Genomic DNA, 20,716 nt, shown 5'->3' with positions numbered 1-20,716 from the left:
CAATGACTATGGCGCAGGCGCAGCCCCTTGATGGGCAATATGACTATGTTATCGTAGGGGCTGGCACTGCCGGCTGCGTGTTGGCCAACCGGCTAAGCGAGGACCCCACTACTCGGGTTCTGTTGCTAGAGGCTGGGGGGAAGGATAATTACCACTGGGTACATATCCCAGTGGGGTATCTTTACTGCATCGGTAACCCACGTACCGACTGGATGATGAAAACCGTGCCCGAGCCCGGACTGAATGGACGCAGTCTGGTGTATCCACGGGGTAAAGTGCTGGGCGGCTGTTCGTCCGTCAACGGCATGATCTACATGCGTGGCCAGTCCACGGATTATGACCATTGGCGTCAGCTGGGCAATGTTGGCTGGGCCTGGGACGACGTGCTGCCCTATTTCCTTAAGTCCGAGGACCACCACGGTGGAAGCACTGATCTGCACAGGTCGGGCGGTGAATGGAAGGTCTCAAAGCAGCGGCTTGAATGGGACATCCTGCGGGCGGTGCAGGTGGGAGCCAAGGAATTTGGCGTTATGCCGCGCGAAGATTTCAATGATGGCAGCAACGAAGGCAGCGGCTTTTTTGAGGTCAACCAAAACAACGGCGTGCGCTGGAATACCGCCAAGGGTTTTTTACGCCCGGCAATGAAACGGCCCAACCTGCGTGTGATCACCAAGGCCGAGACGGAACGGCTGGTGATCGAAAATCACCGCGTCACCGGCGTTCTGTTCCGCCACAAAGGCAAGTTGCTGCAAGCCAATGCCAGTGCTGAGGTGCTGTTGGCCGCTGGTGCAATCAACTCACCCAAGGTGCTGGAACTGTCAGGCATCGGCAATCCAGACTTGCTGAGGGGGCTGGGGGTGGATGTGGAGCATAATTTGCCCGCGGTCGGAGAGAACCTGCAAGACCATCTGCAAATTCGGACCGTGTTCAAGGTAGAGAATGCCAAGACGTTGAACACTATGGCCAACAGTCTGTTTGGCAAGGCGCGGATTGCGATGCAATATGCCTTTAACCAAAGCGGTCCCATGTCGATGGCACCAAGTCAGTTTGGTATGTTTACCAAATCGGATCCGTCGCTTGAGATGCCCGATCTGGAATACCACGTACAACCGCTGTCCACTGATAAACTGGGTGATCCGTTGCATCCGTTTCCAGCTATCACTGTGTCAGTGTGTAATCTGCGTCCTGAAAGCGTCGGTGATTGTCATATATCCAGCGCCCAAACGGGCACCCAGCCGAATATCCGCCTGAACTACCTGTCGGCGGAAAAAGACAGGCGCATTGCGGTGCAGTCCATAAAACAGGCCCGTCAGATAATGACAGCCAAGGCGCTGGTCCCCCACATGCCACAAGAGATCCTGCCCGGTCCAGAGACCCAAACAGATGAGGAAATTCTGCAGCAAGCCGGTAACATTGCTACCACCATTTTCCACCCTGTGGGCACATGCCGTATGGGCAGTGACGAGCAGTCGGTGGTGGACCCGCAGTTACGGCTACGCGGGCTTGATGGACTGCGCATTGTTGATGCCTCGGTGATGCCCAAAATCGTTTCGGGCAATACCGCGTCCCCCGTGGTGATGATCGCCGAAAAAGCCGCTGATATGATTTTCAATGACGCACGCTGAACGGGCTATTTAGCAAACCTGAAAGGTGGCAGCGTTCAAGCGTTTCTAGTTGAGGCGGCGAAGCAGGCCGGTCATGTCCATGTTTCAGGGTGAATAATAATGATGCCCGCTAACGTTCATGTAGAAACACGAGATCATTTGTTTCGTGGGGGTGATGCTTGTGTGGAAAAGTTCAAAAAATTGTCGCCGTCATTGTTGCCTTTTTGCGGACAGCAAGGCAGCTCGCCTGCATTTTGGTGAGGCGAACTATCCTTTTGGACAGGCCGAAAACTCGAAAGACGGGATTGTTCGACTTATGCACTAATAGACAAATAGTGACAATTTTATGTATTTTAATTGCAGAGAGGCACACTAACAAAAGGGAGCCCGTCATGTTCGCCAAACACGCCAAAGAGCAAGAGCAACACGATGTAACCCTTATGCAGGCCACCTTGGTCAGCAAGAGCTCGAGTACAAAAACGAATGTTTTCTTGCGGATGTGCCGCGAGAACAGGTCTTCAAAGCGCGCAGCTGTCAGGGGCTGCGTCACCGCCTCCTAGGAGAATCTTTAGTTCAGCTAACTTTCAAATGTTCAAACGTCCGAGCAACATCAGCAGTCAAAAATAAGGTAAAAGCCATGATGAAGACTATGATTAAATTGACAATGAGCCTTGGTCTCACCGTAATGGTTGCCCAGCAAGCAACCGCTCAGCAAAATAGAAAATGTGCCCCGCGTGATGCCGTTATCGAACGGCTGGCCAATACATATGGCGAAAGTCGTCAGAGCATTGGCTTGGGTGAACAGGGAATGGTCATCGAAACCTTTGCCTCTTCCAGTACCGGTACTTGGACTATCACGGTGACGACCCCAACTGGTCAGACTTGCCTTGTGGCGTCAGGACGGTCTTGGGAAGAATTAGCTGAGGCTTTGCCTCCACCGGGTAACGACGCGTAATCTTGTTGCAACTGACGCTTAAAGGCGGTTCGATATTCCGATAAACCCCGGCCCAATGGTCGGGGTTTATTCGTTGGCTATCTCACGCGTGAAACCGCTAGCCCTGCTGAAATACGCGCCAGACCTGTCGACCGATCTCTATTTGCTCCATATTGGAAAACTGACAGGCGCACCCGTTGAGGCCGGTCAGAAACCTTGACTGCTGGAGACGTTTAGTTGGCTTTGGCGGTTGGGTGGTCTCGTCCGAACAGGCCAATCATCAGGAAAAGCAGGGCAAAAATCGTTTCGATTACAAGAGCTGGGTAGATCTCCGCTCCCACAGCACCGCGCATGTGTTCATAACTGCCGAGGAGCGCCAAGCAAAGCCAAGGCATCGCCAAAGCCAGAGCTGCAATCTGCTGATTGCGGTATAGAAACGCTGCAGCAAAAGAAAGTGCCGCTAGGCCAAGGAACATCGCACCGGCGCGGCGGGCGACAAACGCGACTGATGCATCGGTTGGCAGACCAAAGGATGCAATCATAGTCTCAGGGTCAGTAAGAAGCGCATAGCTCAGGTAGCACTGCAACACTCCAGAGAGTAGCGTCGTGGCAAGGAAAAGTTTGGTCATTTAGGTGTCTTTCGAATTGTTAGGGGATATCAGGTGCAATACGCGCTGAAACATCGATTGACGTTGGTCTGCAGAGCTTCCGCTCATCAAATGTTGAAAGCCAAGAAATGCAGCATATTCAATGGTAGCCAATTCACGCGCCTCAGACGGTTCCAGCCCGTCAGTTTCTACAATCAACTGCGCTACAAACCCGATGCGGCGTGCGTCGACCCTTGCGATTAGCTGACGGGCAGGGGGTTCTGTATGAGCCCAAACCCGAATGGCACGCTCCACCCCGTCGTCGAGTTCTGCAGCAATAACCGGGACGGAAAGGCGCTGTGCCTGTGGGTTGGGTTGTGAGGCAACATAGTCCTCGACCACCTGTGTGTGCTGTGCCTCCCAATAGAGGAGCAGCGTCTCTTTGTAGGGATCAATCGAACCAAAGTGGAAGTAAAATGAACCTTTGGAGCGATCCACTTCTTTGCAGAGCCGATCAACCGTTAGGGCGGTGGGCCCTTCTGTCTTTAGCAGCATAAGGCCGGTTTGCAGCCAGGTTTCCCTAGAGATGCGTTTGGATTTAGGAGGCATGTTTCACCAGTTTGAAGCTCTGTACTATCTGGTATAGTTTAGTCTAAGTGTGCGCAAGATCGTTCTGACACTTGCTTGGTTGCGAGGTCGGAAATCTTAAAAAATTCAGCCGCTTAGGTCTTTCGCAGCTAATGACTTTTTGACAGAGCCAAAGCACTGCACACCGAAACCAACCAGTCACGTGTAACTTCGGTTAGAAAGGGCGACAATCTGCTGACCACCTCTTCGTGATAGGTGTTCAACCAATCGAGCTCTGATGGGGTCAGGTTGCTGAGGTTGAGCATATCGGTCTGGATCGGAGCAAACGTCAGATTTTGGAAGGACAGAAACCCATCAGCTTCCTCGATAATTTCAAAAAGGTTTTCAATACGGATGCCAAATTGGTCAGCTGCATAAAACCCAGGCTCGATCGAAAGGACCATTCCCTGAATAAGATCGACTGGGTTTACATCTTTGCCAATCCTGTGGGGATGTTCATGAACTGAAAGACAATGACCGATCCCATGACCGGTGCCATGGTCATAGTCCAAACCTAGATCCCAAAGCGGACGACGGCAGATTGCGTCGATATGGTGACCTTGTGTGCCTTTGGGGAAACGCAAGGTGGCCAGTGCGTGAAATGCTTTGAAGACAGCAGTATAGGCCCGCCGGTACTCTTCGGAAGCCGCCCCAAAGCAGAAACTACGGGTCACATCGGTTGTGCCAGTGTCGTATTGGCCACCACTGTCCAGAAGATAAGGGTTTTCAGGCAAGATTGGCGCATTCTGCTCAGGGGTTGTGGAGTAATGGCACATTGCGGCATTACCCGAAGCGGCCGAGATCGTGTCGAAGCTTTCGCAAATGAAACCAGGTCGGGCCTTTCGCAAAGCAAGGATTTTCTCTTCTGCGTCGCGTTCACGCAACGGGCTTCCGGTGGCAGATAACATGGGGACAGCTTTGGAAATCCACGCGCAGAATTCCGTCAAAGCAACACCGTCTTGAACATGGCAGGCGCGTATCCCTTCCAGTTCTGTCGCGTTCTTTTTGGCCTTTGCCAAAGTCAGAGAGCTAGTTTCGTTGACTTCAACCGCCTGAACATCCGCAAGTGCCAAGCGTACGGCAATAGGTGAAAACCCGGGGTCCAGCAAAACGACTTTTCCAGCGCCAACCCGTTCCAAAATTGATTTTAAAAAATCGCCATGCGGTAAGATCTCAACTTTTTCGGGAATACTATCGTGCACCAGATCATCAAATTTCGATTGATCGACCGACCAGAATACCTGTCCCGATTGTGCCACCAGAAGAAAGGAATGTGGTATCGGAGTGTAGGTTAGGTCCTCGCCGCGTACATTCATAAGCCAGGCAATATTGTCTGGCTGGGTTTCGACAAAGAAATCTGCGCCAGCGTTCACCATGTGCGCGAACAGGTCTGACAACTTATCCGCACTGGATTTACCGGAAAATTGCAGCGGGAAGGTTGAGATGAGCCCCTTTGGCGGCTTGGGTTGATTGTGCCAAATCGCATCCACTGGATTGCTGTTCTGCGGTACAAGCTTTGCCCCCACATTGGCGCAGCTCTGATGGAACTGGTCATGCCATGTGGTTGGCAAGTGCATTGGGTCGAACCCTACTGCCCATTCCGCCATAGCGTTTGTTACCAACCATTGTGACGGCGGTGCATCGTGCAAATGCCAATGTGTAAACAGATCACCTGGACATTCATTTGCAACCTGCACTGTGTAGCGCCCGTCAACAAAAACTGCGACGGTATCATGAGTGACGATGGCCATGCCGGCCGATCCAGAGAAACCAGTGATAAATTTCAACCGTTCATCATGAGGTGCTACATATTCCCCCAAATGTGCATCAAAACGGGGAATGATAAAGGCATCCAAACCTCGCGCAGACATCTCGGTACGCAAGGCAGCAATATGCTGAGTTGCCCTAGGGATAGAAGTATCAGGCATGTTCACTGACCTCTTCAGCGTGGTGGCAAGCAACTTCACCGCGTCCGGGTAGCGCACGCAGCTCTGGTACTTCAATTTTGCAAAAATCGGTCGCATGGCGACAACGCACATGAAAGGGGCAGCCCGACGGCACGTTCAAAGGAGAAGGCAATTCACCTTGAAGTCGGATCGCACTCCCTTTGTCGTCGGGATCAAGGGACGGTGCGGCGCTAAGTAGGGCTTGCGAATAAGGGTGTGAGGGGTTGGAGAACAACGTTTCGCTATCACCCACTTCGACAATTCGGCCCAGATAGATCACTGCCACGCGGTTCGAGACATGGCGGACCAGACGCAAGTCATGGGCGACGAACAGGATTGTTAGGTTCAACCGATCCTGCAGTTCCAGCAGCAGGTTGACCACCTGCGCTTGCACGGAAACGTCCAGTGCTGACACCAGTTCATCGGCGATCAGAACCTCAGGCTCTACCGCGAGTGCCCGGGCGATAGCGATACGTTGGCGTTGCCCGCCAGAGAATTCATGCGGTAGCTTGCCCGCAGCATCCTGCGGCAGACGAACAAGATCTAACAATTCGGCGACGCGCGTGGCAATTTCGTCTTTCGGGCGCATGTTGTGCACGCTGAGAGCCTCGGACAGGATCTGTCCAGTGGTCATGCGTGGATTAAGAGACGAGTACGGGTCCTGAAACATCATCTGAACGCGGCGGTTATAGCTTCGGTCAGCTTTTGCACCTGCAGCGAAAATGTCTTTGCCATCAAAGTGAATGGAACCGCGTTTGGGTTCGTAAAGACGAACGATGCAACGGGCCAGTGTTGACTTTCCACAACCGGATTCCCCAACGACGCCAAGGGTCTCTCCCTTATTCAGCTGCAAGCTGACGCCATTGAGCGCCCGAACTACCCGCCCCGGACGCTGTTTTACAAAGTCGGTGAGTGTACGGGACACCTGGAATTCCAGCTCGATATCTTTGATGTCCATTACGGGCTGGGTCATGCGGCGGCTCCCTGTGCATCGGTGACAGGATTGAAGCAGGCAACCGACCGGCCCTGCGCGATGGTTGCAAGCGGAGGGCGCGCGACAAGACAGCCTTCGGTCCGGCCTTGGCAGCGAGGCGCAAAAGCGCATCCTTGCGGTAGTGCTTCGAGACTGGGAGGGGTGCCAGGCACCGTATACAATTGGCTACGCGGTGGAACATCCTGCGGTACGGAGCGCATTAGGCCCACAGTGTAGGGATGGCGCGGCGCGCGCAAAACTTGGCGCACATCACCCTGTTCGACAATGCGCCCGGCATACATGACTGCAGCCTTTTTGCAGGTTTGGGCGACAACACCCAGATCGTGGGTAACTAGGATCACCCCCATCTCCAACTCATCTGCCAGCGACAGGATCAGATCAAGGATCTGTGCCTGAATTGTGACATCCAACGCCGTGGTTGGCTCATCGGCCAACAACAGCTTCGGGCTAGCCGCCAGTGCGATAGCAATCATCACCCGCTGGCGCATGCCTCCGGAAAACTGGTGTGGGTACTCGTTTAGTCGCGAGGCGGCGGCTGGGATACCAACGTGATCTAGCATTTCGATCGCGCGATCCCGGCGAGCGGCGCGGCCCATGTCAGTATGGGCTTTTAGGGTTTCGGTCAGTTGCAGGCCAACCGTCAACAGCGGGTTGAGCGAGGTCATCGGTTCCTGAAAAATCATAGCAATGTCGCGGCCCCGGATGTGGCGTAATTTGCGTTCCGGCATCTGAGCAATATCCTGCCCCATCCATTTAACACTGCCGGTAACATCGCCGTAGCGACGCGATAGACCGAGGATAGAACGCAGGGTGACGCTTTTTCCGGATCCACTTTCACCAACAAGACCAAGCACTTCGCCCTTGCCGACATTAAAGCTGACATCGCGCACTGCAGGGAGTGCGACGCCCCCCCGAGTGAAGGTCGTGCAGAGGTTTTCGACCTCAAGTATTGGCTGGGTATCACTCATTTTCGTTCCTCATCCACGGGGGCGCAGCAGGTCTGCAAGACCGTCACCAAGCAGGGAAAAGCCAAGACCCGTCAGGACAATGGCGATGCCGGGCATCAGACTGAGCCACCAGGCAGTGGTAATGAAGTTACGGCCTTCTGCGATTAACACGCCCCATTCGGCCTGCGGTGGTTGGGCGCCAAGGCCCAAGTAACCCAGCGACGAACCAAGCAGGATCGCCAGAGCCATATCGGTCATCCAATACACAATCACCGGGGTGATCGCGTTGGGCAGCAGATGACGAAAGATAATACGCCGGTCGGAGTATCCCATCACGATACCAGCGCCGGCATAGTCATTTCCCATCTGGGCAATCACTTCGGCCCGCATCAGGCGTGCGTAGTATACCCAGCCCACCAGCGTGATCGCGATATACATATTGATCAATCCAGGCCCGAGCACGGCGACAACCGAAATCACCAGAACCAGAAATGGAAACGTGATTACAGCATCGACCACCCGGCCAAACACCATATCAGCGACACCGCGGTAATACCCGACCAGAGCGCCAACAATAACACCGATTGTCATTGCGAACACCGTGGCCAAAATCGCCATCTGCATATTGACCGTATAGGCAAAAATCACCCGGCTCAGACTGTCCCGGCCTAACATGTCAGTGCCAAATGGGTGGGCCCAGCTTGGCGGCTGCTTCACGGCGACATAGTCGATTAGGTTGGGGTCATAGGGTGCAAAAACTCCCGGCATCAACGCCAGCATGGCTGACACCCCGATGATGAGGGCGCCGACCAGAAAGCCAGGTTTGCGCAGAGCCAACTCAATGCGGGTTTTCTGGGGGATGGTGGCTTCAGCGGAGAGTGCGGTGATATCAGTCATGTCAGGCGCATCCGGGGATCAAGAGTACTTTGGAACAGGTCAGTCAGCAGGAAGACCACTGAAACCAGAACTGCGAAAGTCAAAGTCAGACCTTGGATCAGCGGATAGTCACGGGCAAATATCGCCTCAAGCATCAGTCGCCCGACACCTGGCACTGCAAACACAGTTTCAGTCACCAGTGTGCCGCTCATCAAGTTGCCGATCGACAGGCCCAGCAGGGTGACGGTTGAAATCAACGCGTTGCGCAGGACATGCCGACCCAGCACAAGTCGGTCCGGCAATCCTTTGGCACGAGCAAACTGAACGTACTCGGCATCCAAAACTTCGATGATTGCAGACCGCAGGTTGCGCATGATGATCGCAGAGGTATAGAGCGCAACGGTCACGGCAGGCAGAAACAAGTGATGCAGCCGTTCGATAAAGGTATCTCCATAGCCGCCGACCGGAAACCAACGCAGTTGTGCGGCTAGAAAAGTCAACAGGATCAAACCTATATAGAAAACCGGCATTGATAACCCGACCTGAAACACAGTGCGGATCACCGCATCCGGCCATTTATTGCGGTTCAGAGCTGCGACAAAAGCCAATGGGCCGGCAATGAGCAGAGACAGGGAAACGGCATAAACTGTTAGGAAAATTGTAGTGGGCAAACGGTCGTAGATTATGTCCGTAACCGGTGCACGCATCAGGATCGAACGGCCCAGATCACCTTGTAGGGTATTCGTCACAAACAGCCAGAATTGCACAAGTAGAGGTTGGTTCAAGCCCAGACGTTCGCGGATCGCGGCCAGATCGGCATCAGAGGCACGATCACCTGCTATCGCAATCGCCGGGTCTCCGGGTAGAAACCGTACCAGGAGGAAAATAATGATCATGACCAGAAAAAAGGTCGGGATCATCAACAGCAATCGCTTGAGTGTGTATTGGATGATGGCCATCGTTGCCTCTCTTTAAGAAGGTGCCGCCGACACGATCGGCCGACGGCACCAGATCTGCTGCAATTAGCGGCTGACAGTTGCTTCTTCGAAGATATTGTTGCCTAGAGGCGTTTGGACATAACCTTCGACGGCATTGGATACTGCCACGGCAAATGGAGTTTCATACATGAACAGCAAAGGCGCAGAGTCTGCATAGAGTTTCTGCATTTGGGCATACTGATCTGCACGTGTTTCAGCGTTGATTTCGGTCGCTGAAGCTTCGAACAGACTGTTGAACTCTGGGTTCTCCCACCCAGTGCCTACTGCTTTAGCGGTGGGTGTATGACCCAACCAGCCAACCACTTGGCTAGGATCGTTTACATCGTTCACCCAGCCATAGGTGTGGATGTCAAACTCACCTGACCGGTTCTTGGCACCACGGGTCGCTCCATCAACCTGTTCAACTTCCAGTGCAATTCCCAAAGGGGCCCACATCTGCTGGAGCGCCGCAAAGATAGTGCTGTCATCGGCTGAACCAGCCAGTGTGGTAAAGGTGATCTTGGTCCCCGGTGCGACACCTGCATCGGCAATCAGAGATTTAGCCTTTTCCAAATCATAGCCGTAGAGTGGGCCAAGATCTGACGACAGTTGTGTGGCAGCGGCCATCAGCGGTGAGGTCATCGGTTTACCTGCGCCCTGTAGAACCAACCCAATTAGCGCGTCCTTATTAGTCGCATAGTTGATCGCCTGACGTACGCGTACATCGGCCAGCGGGTTCGGAGTGCCGTCTGCGCGGGCTTCACGTGTGTTGATCGGCGAATAGATGATCCGGGTTGATGGATAGAGGTTCATGTTGATCGACGGATCTGCTTCAAGCTCTGCAACCCGCGAAAACGGGATGAACTCGGCAGCGTCAACTTCACCGGCTTGCAGCTTTAGGATCCGTGTCGCGTCGTCTGGTATGATCTGGAATTCAACACCGTCAACATACGGCAAGGCCTTGCCGTCGGCGCCCATTTTCCAATAGTTCGGGTTTGCAGAAAAGCTCATTGAAGAGCCTTGTTCAAAGCCTGAGAGGTAGAAAGGTCCGGACCCAACCCCGGCGCCACCTGCGGCAAAAATTGCGGCAGACTTTTCCTGATCGTTGGCTCCATCTGCGGCCTCAAATACGGATTTTGAAACAATCGCTGTATTGAAAGTAGCCAGCATCGACAGGATTGTGGGATCAGGCGCCTTCAGTGAGATGGTAACGGTAAGGTCGCTTGCCGACACATCGTCGATTGACCCTAGCAGGCCCGCCCAGGGGCTGAGGTCTGGATTGCGTGCCCGGTTCAGTGAAAAAATTACATCATCGCCAGTTAACGGCGCGCCGTCTGAAAATTGCAGCCCCTCTTGTAGGGTTAGCGTCACGGATAGGCCGTCGTCCGACATTTCGTGGCTTTCGGCTAGACCCGCAACCACTGAATTCCCGTCGGGGCTGGACCGCAATAATGTGTCAAATAGGCTGCCAACCATCCAGATATCCGGATTGCGGTCAGCATAAATTGGATCAATTAGCTTTGAACCGTCATAGCGGGCGAAATTCAAAACCCCGCCGCGGTCTTGCGCCATAGCGGGCGTCGTAATTGCCGTTGCTGCAGCAATGGCCGCCGCTAGTAACTTGCCTCTCATAGTCGTGTCCTCCCAAGACGATTGACTGTGAGCCGGAGTATAAGACGTTTTATTAGTCATACTATAATTTTTTTTAGCAACGCTGAATATCTACACTGATCGAGTGTGATCGGGTTGAAGTTGACTTGTTTTTGATTGTTTTTTCAGATGCTTGTAGCGGCGCGAACATGGTGGAAGGGCACTCATGAAGCTCCGCTTCGCGGGTCTTCCCGGACAAGAGGCCCTGCCAACCGACACAACTTCAATAGTGCCCCCACTGACAGAGATTTGCATTTTCGAATCAAATTCAGCGGGGGTTTGGCAGATCAGATTTTGCTGTTGGCATCGCTCATTGGCGAGGTGCAAACCCAAAGCTCTACAGCTTCGGTGTCGCTCAGAACTTTGGAAAAATGCGGTTTAGAAGTGTCATGGTGAATAGTGTCGCCCGGAGAAACAACGAATATTTCGTCACCTAAGTGATACTCCAGCTGGCCGGCCAGCAGGTAACAAAACACTTCACCATCATGTTGCATCTTCTCCGATACATGCCCCGGTGGCCGGTGAATGATTGATGAATAAAGCAATGATCCAGCAAAACCCGGCCCCAGTTTTTCATATAGGCGGCCAGCCGTACCTAACGAATATGTCTGACGTTTATCTTTAGGAGTATATTCGCGTAGCTCTTCCGGCACGCTCAAAAGTTGTTCGATGTTGGTCTGAAGGCACGATGCAATGCTCATGAAAGATGACAGCGAAGGTGAACTGATGCCGCGTTCAACTTGAGAGATAAAGCCCGTGGTCAGACCTGCTTCGTTGGCAACATCTTCCAAAGTTTTTTTAAGCGCCTTCCTGCGGTAACGAATGGCGTTTCCCAATTGGGTAGGCTCTGGGCCAGCTGTACGCTTACGTCGTTTGTTTGGTCCGTCCATCCGTCTGTCCTTTGTATTCTAAGAGCAATCACTACCTACTATGGAACAGGGCCATACAGGCAATGTGTCAAATGAGGTCGTGTTTTGGCTGCGCTGGTTGGCCGCTTTTCTGGCTTAATATCACAAAGTTGAGCATATTTAGGCATTCTAAATTAATTTTTAGTCTGTGCCGTTCCCTTGCACGGTTTGCCTTGGGTCAATTGTTGCGGGTTAGCCTGCTCCAAGGTCCTATGGGGTCGTCGCAAGAAAACTGGCGCATTGCTGTTGCAACCAAAAGCCAAATGTCTGGGCATTCACGTCGTTCTTCATTTTGGGTGGGTAGACAAAAAAGTAACCGTCTTCAAATTTTGTTCGCCCACCAAATGGTATGATCAAATCCCCAGAATTGATTTCTCTTTGGACAACCAGATCGGACATCAAAGCAATGCCAATACCACTAGTGGCGGCTCCAATTGCATGAGAGTGGAATTCAAATTTCGGACCGCTCGTGGCCTTGGCGGTTTCGATGCCCAGTTCTGTGAACCAGTTTTTCCACAACAGGGGGCGTGTCGTGTGTTGAATGAGGGGGAATTTAAGCAGGTCTTTTGCTGTCTTAATTTCTTGGCCATTCAACAGGCTGGGGGCGCAAACCGGGACTACAAAGTCGCTCATTAACGGTTGCAGATGTACATCTGGCCAATTGCCATCTCCTAGGTAAACAGCAACATCAATATCTTCATTGTCGAAGTCAAAGCGTTTGATTTTCGAGACCAAATTCAGGTCAATATGGCTGTGTTTTGTAATGAAATCATTCAGTCTTGGTATCAACCAGCGTGAAGCAAGTGTTGGGGGGACAGCCACAGTCAGTAGTCCGAGTTCATGCCCTTGCGAGATGAACCTCGTGGTAACTGCTTCAAGCTCACCCAGAAGGCGCCCCAGATCTTTCCCGTATTGGATGGCCGCAATATCAGGAATTAACTGCCTGTTTTCACGCCGAAAAAGCGACTTTCCTAATAGCTCTTCTAGCGACTGAATGCGCCGACTTACTGCGCTCTGTGTCATGTTTAACTCTTCCGCAGCTCGGGTGACACTGCGATGGCGAAAGGTCGCTTCGAAACATGCGAGTGAGCTGGTGGAGGGTAACGTTCTACGCATTTTGGGTCTCTTCATTCCATTTTGGAATGAATACCGGAGGAAACTGAATTATGCAATTTGGTTTTGCGTCGCTAGGTTCACGCTGAGATCTGACAGGCCGCAGTCGTCGGATTTACGTTGAAGGGGGAGACTAGAAATGCAGCCAGTAAAGCCACATTGGTTAGCGCGCGCCGGATGATAAAAGTTGAAAATCTTAGTAAGCACTATCCGATTTCCCGTTCATTTCGAGATGTCCTACGAGGGCGAGAAGGTATCAAGCTGCGCGCTGTCGATGGCGTTGACTTCTCAGTTTCCGCCGGTGAGGTCATGGGGCTGGTTGGTGAAAGCGGTTGTGGAAAATCGACCCTGGCTCGGCTTCTTGTTGGGCTCGAGGCGCCGACTATTGGCGATGTCTACTTTGGTGAAGACAGTGCAATAACTCTGAAGGATCAGGATCGGCGAGCGTTTCACCGGCGAGTGCAAATGGTGTTTCAGGATCCCTATGGGTCGCTCAACCCTCAGCACAAGATTGGTGAGATTGTTACCCGACCGCTGATTTATCAGAGGGCTAAGAAGTCCCTGAATGAGGTACATCAACTTGCCATAACTGCATTAGAGGAGGCGGGCTTAACGCCGCCTTCGGATTATTTAGAAAAATTTCCTCATCAGTTAAGCGGCGGCCAGCGTCAGCGTGTTTGTATCGCCAGGGCCATTGTGCTGGCACCGGAACTGCTAGTTGCGGATGAACCGATCTCTATGCTGGATGTTTCGATCAAGTGGGGGATTATCCAGCTCCTGAAAAAGCTGGTGCAGGATCGAAATCTTGCGATGGTCTATATCACCCATGATCTGTCTTCAGCAGCTTCGATCTGTGACAGACTGGCAGTGATGTATTTGGGGCAAATTGTTGAATGCGGCCCAACGTTGGAACTCATCAACAACCCGCAACATCCCTACACAAGGGCTTTGCTGGCTTCGACACCCAAGATTGATCCTGACCTGAGACGCGAGGCTGCTCAGATTAAGGGGGCCATTCCTAACGCTGCGGATATGCCATCCGGTTGCCGGTTTCACCCACGTTGTCCGGTGGCACAACCAGAATGTGCCCGAACAGTGCCACCAACATTGCGCAATGGCGAACATCAGGCGGCCTGTCGCTATTCGTTCGCTGATCTTGACGACGCATGCCCCAATGAGGTGGTTCAATGAGTATGTTCTGGTTCCGACGCCTATGGCAGTCGGCTTTGACGTTGTTCACTATGCTGACATTGATGTTTTTCCTGTTTCGGATGTTGCCCGGTGATCCAACCGCAACGGTGATCAGCCCGGCACTGTATCCCAAGGCGCAGGAGATCCTGCGTATGCAGTTTGGCCTAGATAAACCGTTGTGGGAGCAGTATTTTGTCTATGTCAAAAACCTGTCTGTTTTTGATTTTGGCCTGTCGTTTCACACCGGACGCCCAGTTGCGGATGAAATAGGCAGCCGCCTGCTAAATACCGTGCTGTTGGTGTTTCCATCCCTAATCACGGCCTACGCGCTGGGTTCGATTGTGGGCGCTGTGGTGGGGTGGAGCCGCGGTTCCAAAACTGAGACAATTCTGGTTTTCCTCTCGACTGCGCTGCAATCGGCTCCGGTTTTCTGGCTGTCGATGTTGTCAATCCTGTATTTCTCCATCCAGCTGGACCTTTTCCCCATCGGTCACATCGTCTCGCCTGGGAAATTCCCTGATGAAACCTGGCGGATGTATTTCTCGGCGGACTTTCTACACCATTTGGCGCTGCCGTTTCTGGTGAATACGCTGTATCAGTTCTGCTTTCCCTTCCTGCTGATGCGATCCAGCATTTTGGCCACCGTTGGCGAAGATTACGTCGAACTGGCACGGATGAAGGGTCTCTCAGAGCGAAGCGTTCTTTACCGGCACGCAATGCGCAACTCTCTATTGCCGTTGGCCACGACCTTGCCAATGACATTGGGCTGGGCTGTCGCAGGGTCAGTTGTAATCGAAACAGTGTTTTCCTGGCCCGGGCTTGGGCTGCTGATGGTCGAGGCCGTCGGCCGGTCAGACTATCCGGTGGTTCAGGCTGCATTTTTGTTGATCGCCGTTTTGACGGTCCTCGGCACGCTGATCGCAGACTTTCTTTACACCCTGCTTGATCCGCGCATCGTCAATGAGTGAGCAATCTCCATGAATATCTTCAAATCTTTCATTCAGATAACCTGGAAGTCAACGAGCGGTCGCATCAGTCTCATCATCTTTGGCTTTTGTTTAGTACTGGCTGTTGTTGGGCCGCATATTGCCCCCTACGGACCAAATGAGCGCTGCTATGATGCGGCTGGAAAATTGCTGCGCTTGGCCAGTCCAAGCTGGGATCATTGGCTGGGCACAACTGTTTTGGGCCGCGATATTTTAAGTCAGATGTTGTGGGGCGCGCAGACCGCCATGCTGGTCGGGTTGCTGACTGCACTGGGAACAGTGGTGATTGGTCTCAACTTTGGTCTGATTGCAGGTTACTTTGGTGGTCGCATTGACGCCATTTTGATGCGGATTACCGATATCCTGTTGGGACTACCATTCCTGCCCTTTATCATCGTCTTGTTGTCGCTGACCGACCGCAACATCTGGACCATCATTCTGGCAATGATGTTTGTCATGTGGCGCTCAACTGCGCGGATTGTTCGGGCCGAGGTGATGTCCTTGCGTCAACGCCAGTTCATTGCTGCTGCCCGCACGACTGGCGCCAATGATACCGACATTCTGTATCGCGAAATTGCACCTAACATCATGCCCTTGGCAGTGACATCGATTACCTTTGCTCTTGCCTGGGCAATTATCACAGAGGCGAGCATCGGCTTCCTTGGTTTTGGGGATCCAGATGTCGTGAGCTGGGGGTCAATCCTGTACGACGCCTACGCCTCACAGATGATGTACCGCGCCCCATGGTGGGTGTTCCCGCCCGGCATCGCGATCATGATCCTGGTGACTTCGGTCTATTTCATTGGCCGCGCCTACGAAGAAGTTATCAATCCGCGATTGCAGGAAAGGATGTAGGAGATGCAAGGAACTGATCCTCTTGTTCAAATCCAGAACCTCGACGTGAGCTATTACACCAAAGGCGTTCAAGCCAAGGCTTTGCACAATATCGGAATGGAAATTCTGCCAGGCGAACGCCTGGGGCTGGTGGGAGAATCCGGGTGTGGCAAAAGCACCCTATTAAAAACCATCATGGGCGTACTGCCGCCCAACGGGAAAGTGAACCGCGGCAGCATAGAAATGGACGGCCGCAATCTGATCGAAATGGATGAAAAACTGCGGCGCCAGACCCGTTGGGCAGAAATTTCGATGATCACTCAAAGCGCCCTGAATGCGCTGAACCCGGTACAGCGGATCGACAGGCAGATCATCGAAGCCATTAGAACCCATCAAGCTATGTCGAAAGAACAAGCTGCAGAGAGGGTGTCAGAGCTGTTTGGTATGGTGGGCGTAGATCCGGCTCGGGCGCGGGACTATCCGCATCAGTTCTCAGGTGGCATGCGGCAGCGGGCAGTGATTGCCATGGCCTTGGCCCTTTCACCGCAACTGATCATTGCTGACGAACCAACAACGGCGCTTGATGTGATCGTACAGGATCAGATCTTCTCGCGGTTGCGACAACTTCAGCAAGATCGTGGTTTCGCCATGATCCTGGTGACCCATGATATCGCGTTGGTCGTCGAAAACTGTCAGAAGATCTGTGTGATGTATGCTGGCATGATCATCGAGGCAGGCAACACCCGCGATATTATCCAAAAGCCACGCCATCCTTATACAATTGGCCTGATCAACGCGGTGTCGGTCTTAGGGTCAGTCACGGCGCCAATTGCAATTCCCGGCTCACCGCCCAACCTGTTTGAGAATCTGGAAGGCTGCCGGTTTGCGCCTCGCTGTCCATTTGCCTCTGCGCTCTGCCACCAGAAAATCCCCGAACCAACCACGTTGGAAAATGGCCAGAAGGTGTTGTGTCACCATTGGAGTAAGGCCGACGAGTTTTCAAAACTTGCCAAGTCTCCAGAGACTTGGATGCAAAGCACCACAGCAACAACATGAGTTCAGCCTCGGCATACGGCGCTGTTCCAAGACAAAAAAATTAGGAGAAACAAATATGAATTACTTCGCATATGGTACTTTGTTGGCCGAAGATGTGATGCGCAAGGTGGCCGCTGGTGCCCGCAATGTTGGATATATGCGGCTCGACAATTATGCGCTTGGATTTGGCGAGTGTAGCCAACCCGGTGTGGCGGGCTGCACTTTGATCCCTCAGGAAGGCGCTGTCACATACGGCATCCAATATGAATTGTCAGATGAATCGATGGCTGTCTTGGATAAAGCGGCGCATGTTGACGAAGAACAGTGGGTCCATTTCCCTGTCACTCTGACCGATGAAAATGGTCAGAAGGTTCAATCCAGCACCTACATCATTCCAGGCGAGCATAAAAACTGGGCACCGACAGACAAATATGTCGAACCAATCCTGCTGGGGCTGACCCACTGCGCCTTTCCAGAAGAATACAAACATGGCCTGCGATCGATGATCGCGCACGCGCAAACTTGAAAGACCTCACGAACAAGAAACACCCAATTTGACCATCAGGAGGAAGTTATGAAGCTAGCAACAATGACCGCAATGGCTGTGGGGCTCTTAGTCGCGCCAATACAAGGGGTTGCTGAGGGCCGTTTGGTACCCGAAATCAATTTTCTGACTTGGCCGTCTACCAAGTACCAGCATTACTATGAAACCAGTGCATATCTGGCAGAATCGTGGCGCAAGCTGGGGCTTGATATCAAATTGGACCCGCAGCCCTTTCCCGCACCGATGCTGGGAATGTGGTTCACCGATCACAAATTCGACGTTGTCATGTCAGTCTTATCCGGATCATCAGCACGCTTTGAGCCAGATTTCTACTCCAACAATCAGTTCAAGACAGAGAACTCCCGTCCGGGCGGTATGAATGTTGGATCTTTTTCATCACCGGAAGTCGATGCTTTAGGTGCCAGGCAAATGAGGACCTACGACTTAGACGATCGTCGCGAAGTTATTTATGAGCTGCAAGAAGTGCTGTACGACCAGCAACCAGAGGCACTGGTCGCCTATGTCGTCAACACCACTGCGTACAATACTGAGAATGTTAAGATTGAAGGTTATGAAAGCACCCCCGAAGGGCTGCGTTCAATTTGGAACCTGTTGAAAGTCGAACCCCTGAACGAAGATAAGATCGTACGCCTTGGCTGGACCATCGATCAGGATAGCTGGAACCCTCTGTCTTTCAAAACGCTTGAAGACCTGGGTCGGCTTGGCTTGGTTTACGACCGCCTTGTGGTGGTAGGGCCCTCCGGGAAGCCTGAAATGTGGGCGGCAGAGTCGCTTGATGCAATCAATGAGACTACGTTCGAAGTGACACTGCGGGACGATTTGACGTTCAATGACGGTGTCGCCCTGACTCCAGAAGATGTGAAATTCACATTCAATTATCTAAAGGAAAACAACGCAGTCTACTTCCAGCAGTATCTGGAAAACCTGGCCAACATCACGGTGGATGGTCAAAAAATTCGCTTTGAACTGTCGACGCCGTCAGCTCCTTTTGTTGCTGCTGCACTGGGTCAAATCCCAATTCTTCCCAAACATATATGGTCTAACATTCTTGAAGAAACCGGGCTGGAAAAGCCTCAGGACTACCGCAATACCAAGATAGTCGGCAGCGGCGCCTATAATCTGAAGTATTGGAAAGAAGGCCGGGAAATCTACTTCGAGCGCAACCAAGATCACTTCAAGGCACCAAAGGCGGACCTGCTGATGATCCAGTTTGGATCAGCTGAAATTCTGTCCTCTTCCCTGACCAAAGGTGACATCGACATCACGTTACAGCCATTGGTGCCAACGGTGATTGAAGAGTTTAAGGCCCTCGATCAGCTGGAATTGGTGCAGGCAGAGTCCAACGGCTATATGTCCGCCCGCTACAATCTGAACACAGAATTGTTTTCCCACAAAGCAGTTCGCCAAGCGTTGTCACATGCCATTCCGTTTGAGGCCATCATCGAAGAAGTTCTTGGTGGAGATGCCGCGCCCACACCTTCGTCGATTGTGCCCTCCAACGCCTATTGGAGCAATCCTGAGTTGGAGGTACCAGACTACAATCTGGACAAGGCGCGTAAAATTCTGACTGAAGCAGGCTTTACCTGGGATGCCGAAAACCGGCTGCATTTCCCCGATTAGATGTTCAAAAATGAAACAGAAGAGGGCCGATTTCGGCCCCTTTTTTGTGTACTCTTTAGGCTGACGGATCATGCAAAGTAATCCAAATTTCTATGGCTATGAAGACGAGTTTGTAGCGCTTCGACGTCAGATACATGCCAACCCCGAACTATTGTTTGACGTACACGAGACCGCAGCCTTGGTCGCAAAGAAACTGCGCGAGTTTGGTGTTGATGAAGTTGTGACAGGCATTGGCCAGACCGGCGTGGTCGGGGTGATCAAAGGGTCAAGCCCAGGGCGTACAATTGGCCTGCGGGCGGACATGGATGCCTTGCCAATTCCAGAAGAAACCGGGGTGGAGTATACTTCCGTCAAACCTGGCCTGATGCCTGCTTGCGGCCATGATGGTCATACGGCCATGCTCTTGGGAGCCGCAAAATATCTGTCAGACACGCGTGATTTTTCGGGCACTGCTGTGGTCATCTTTCAACCGGCCGAAGAAGGTGGCGGCGGTGGCAGAGAGATGGTTCAAGATGGCATGATGGAGCGGTTCAACATTCAAGAAGTCTATGGGCTGCATACATTTCCAAACACACGATGTGGGGCCTTTGCTATTCGGTCTGGGGCTGCCCTCGCTTCGGTTGATACCTTTGAAATACAGATTGCCGGCAAGGGTGCCCATGCGGCCAAGCCGCAGGCCTCGGTCGATCCTATTGTTATCGCTTCAAACATCGTTCAGTCGTTACAATCAATTACCTCTCGCGGTGTTGATCCAAAAGAGGCGTTGGTGGTTTCTGTAACCACGTTCAACGCGGGTCAGGCAACAAATGTTATCCCACAAAAAGCACTCTTAACTGGGACTGTGCGTTCTCTTTCTGCCGAGGTGCGGGATTTAGCCGAGGCGCAACTGACCCGGATCGTGACTGGAACAGCCGCTGCACACCGCGCTGTTGCTAAGGTGAACTATACACGCGACTACCCGGTGATGAGCAATCACGCTGTACAGGCAATGATAGCCGCTGATGTGGCTGCAAGCCTGGTCGGAGACGACAACGTGGATCGAGATTTTCCCTCCAGTATGGGAGGTGAAGATTTTGCATTTATGCTGCAGAAACGGCCTGGGGCAATGATCTTCATGGATCAAGGTCCGGGTCCGGAACTTCACAATCCAGCCTTTGATTTTAACGACGATGTTCTTCTCACAGGTATGTCGTTCTGGGTGAAACTAATGCAGTCACGGGGCAGGGTGTAAGCCTATTAAGCGCTTGCCCAATTTTGTCACTTTAAGCAAGTTTTGGGTCTGTTGTGGCGATTGCTGGGTTGAGGTGAAGTTGTCTATAGAC

Annotated in this window: 19 protein-coding genes; 9 read left to right on the top strand and 10 right to left on the bottom strand. The window is 52.5% G+C overall.

Going from position 1 to position 20,716, the window contains the following annotated elements:
- The first annotated feature begins 8 nt into the window (after positions 1 to 8).
- Both GO984_RS12330 and GO984_RS12325 read left to right on the top strand, forming a co-directional pair.
- A complete protein-coding gene (locus GO984_RS12330) occupies positions 9 to 1,625 on the top strand; it encodes a GMC family oxidoreductase (protein WP_157023029.1) in 1,617 nt (538 codons plus the stop codon).
- 619 nt (positions 1,626 to 2,244) lie between these two features.
- Positions 2,245 to 2,559, top strand: a complete 315-nt coding sequence (locus tag GO984_RS12325; protein WP_245231104.1) for a hypothetical protein — start codon at positions 2,245 to 2,247, stop codon at positions 2,557 to 2,559.
- Between the two features lie 212 nt (positions 2,560 to 2,771).
- Here the strand turns inward: GO984_RS12325 and GO984_RS12320 are convergent, their stop codons facing one another.
- From GO984_RS12320 to GO984_RS12275, 10 genes are all read right to left on the bottom strand, one after another.
- On the bottom strand, positions 2,772 to 3,167 hold the full coding sequence (locus tag GO984_RS12320; RefSeq protein WP_157022833.1) for a hypothetical protein: 396 nt from the start codon (positions 3,165 to 3,167) through the stop codon (positions 2,772 to 2,774).
- Positions 3,168 to 3,734 carry a TetR/AcrR family transcriptional regulator gene (locus GO984_RS12315; protein ID WP_157022832.1) on the bottom strand — a complete coding sequence of 189 codons (567 nt, stop codon included), beginning with the start codon at positions 3,732 to 3,734 and terminating at the stop codon, positions 3,168 to 3,170.
- A 128-nt stretch (positions 3,735 to 3,862) separates the two neighbouring features.
- Positions 3,863 to 5,680, bottom strand: coding sequence for an aminopeptidase P family protein (locus tag GO984_RS12310; protein WP_157022831.1), 1,818 nt, complete (start codon positions 5,678 to 5,680; stop codon positions 3,863 to 3,865).
- Entirely contained in the window at positions 5,673 to 6,671 is a 999-nt protein-coding gene (locus GO984_RS12305) for an ABC transporter ATP-binding protein (RefSeq protein WP_157022830.1), read from the bottom strand. The genes GO984_RS12310 and GO984_RS12305 overlap by 8 nt, the downstream gene beginning before the upstream one ends.
- Positions 6,668 to 7,660: an ABC transporter ATP-binding protein gene (locus GO984_RS12300; protein ID WP_157022829.1), complete on the bottom strand. Its 993-nt coding sequence runs from the start codon at positions 7,658 to 7,660 to the stop codon at positions 6,668 to 6,670. The genes GO984_RS12305 and GO984_RS12300 overlap by 4 nt, the downstream gene beginning before the upstream one ends.
- 9 nt (positions 7,661 to 7,669) lie before the next feature.
- A complete protein-coding gene (locus GO984_RS12295) occupies positions 7,670 to 8,536 on the bottom strand; it encodes an ABC transporter permease (RefSeq protein ID WP_157022828.1) in 867 nt (288 codons plus the stop codon).
- Positions 8,533 to 9,474, bottom strand: coding sequence for an ABC transporter permease (locus GO984_RS12290; RefSeq protein WP_157022827.1), 942 nt, complete (start codon positions 9,472 to 9,474; stop codon positions 8,533 to 8,535). The genes GO984_RS12295 and GO984_RS12290 overlap by 4 nt, the downstream gene beginning before the upstream one ends.
- A gap of 63 nt (positions 9,475 to 9,537) precedes the next feature.
- The gene (locus tag GO984_RS12285) at positions 9,538 to 11,124 is read right to left on the bottom strand and encodes an ABC transporter substrate-binding protein (protein WP_157022826.1); all 1,587 of its coding nucleotides are present in this window, start codon (positions 11,122 to 11,124) and stop codon (positions 9,538 to 9,540) included.
- Positions 11,125 to 11,429: 305 nt separating this feature from the next.
- Positions 11,430 to 12,032, bottom strand: coding sequence for a helix-turn-helix domain-containing protein (locus GO984_RS12280; protein WP_157022825.1), 603 nt, complete (start codon positions 12,030 to 12,032; stop codon positions 11,430 to 11,432).
- Between the two features lie 228 nt (positions 12,033 to 12,260).
- Complete coding sequence (locus GO984_RS12275; protein WP_167740315.1) at positions 12,261 to 13,166, bottom strand: LysR substrate-binding domain-containing protein; 906 nt, start codon at positions 13,164 to 13,166, stop codon at positions 12,261 to 12,263.
- Between the two features lie 174 nt (positions 13,167 to 13,340).
- On the opposite strand from GO984_RS12275, the gene GO984_RS12270 reads away from it, so the two are divergent.
- From GO984_RS12270 to GO984_RS12240, 7 genes are all read left to right on the top strand, one after another.
- On the top strand, positions 13,341 to 14,354 hold the full coding sequence (locus GO984_RS12270; protein ID WP_157022823.1) for an ABC transporter ATP-binding protein: 1,014 nt from the start codon (positions 13,341 to 13,343) through the stop codon (positions 14,352 to 14,354).
- Positions 14,351 to 15,322, top strand: coding sequence for an ABC transporter permease (locus GO984_RS12265; RefSeq protein ID WP_157022822.1), 972 nt, complete (start codon positions 14,351 to 14,353; stop codon positions 15,320 to 15,322). Before GO984_RS12270 ends, GO984_RS12265 begins: the two co-directional genes overlap by 4 nt.
- A gap of 9 nt (positions 15,323 to 15,331) precedes the next feature.
- Positions 15,332 to 16,195 (top strand): ABC transporter permease, encoded by an 864-nt coding sequence (locus GO984_RS12260; RefSeq protein ID WP_157022821.1) that lies wholly within the window; start codon positions 15,332 to 15,334, stop codon positions 16,193 to 16,195.
- 3 nt (positions 16,196 to 16,198) lie between these two features.
- Positions 16,199 to 17,230 (top strand): ABC transporter ATP-binding protein, encoded by a 1,032-nt coding sequence (locus GO984_RS12255; RefSeq protein WP_157022820.1) that lies wholly within the window; start codon positions 16,199 to 16,201, stop codon positions 17,228 to 17,230.
- 55 nt (positions 17,231 to 17,285) lie between these two features.
- Complete coding sequence (locus tag GO984_RS12250; protein ID WP_167740314.1) at positions 17,286 to 17,735, top strand: gamma-glutamylcyclotransferase family protein; 450 nt, start codon at positions 17,286 to 17,288, stop codon at positions 17,733 to 17,735.
- 48 nt (positions 17,736 to 17,783) lie between these two features.
- Positions 17,784 to 19,394, top strand: a complete 1,611-nt coding sequence (locus GO984_RS12245; protein ID WP_157022818.1) for an ABC transporter substrate-binding protein — start codon at positions 17,784 to 17,786, stop codon at positions 19,392 to 19,394.
- A 70-nt stretch (positions 19,395 to 19,464) separates the two neighbouring features.
- Positions 19,465 to 20,625, top strand: a complete 1,161-nt coding sequence (locus GO984_RS12240; protein ID WP_157022817.1) for a M20 aminoacylase family protein — start codon at positions 19,465 to 19,467, stop codon at positions 20,623 to 20,625.
- Positions 20,626 to 20,716: the final 91 nt, after the last annotated feature.

It is taken from the genome of Parasedimentitalea huanghaiensis, assembly GCF_009753675.1.
Taxonomy (GTDB): Bacteria; Pseudomonadota; Alphaproteobacteria; order Rhodobacterales; family Rhodobacteraceae; genus Parasedimentitalea; species Parasedimentitalea huanghaiensis.
This window is presented reverse-complemented; position numbering and strand designations above follow the sequence as displayed.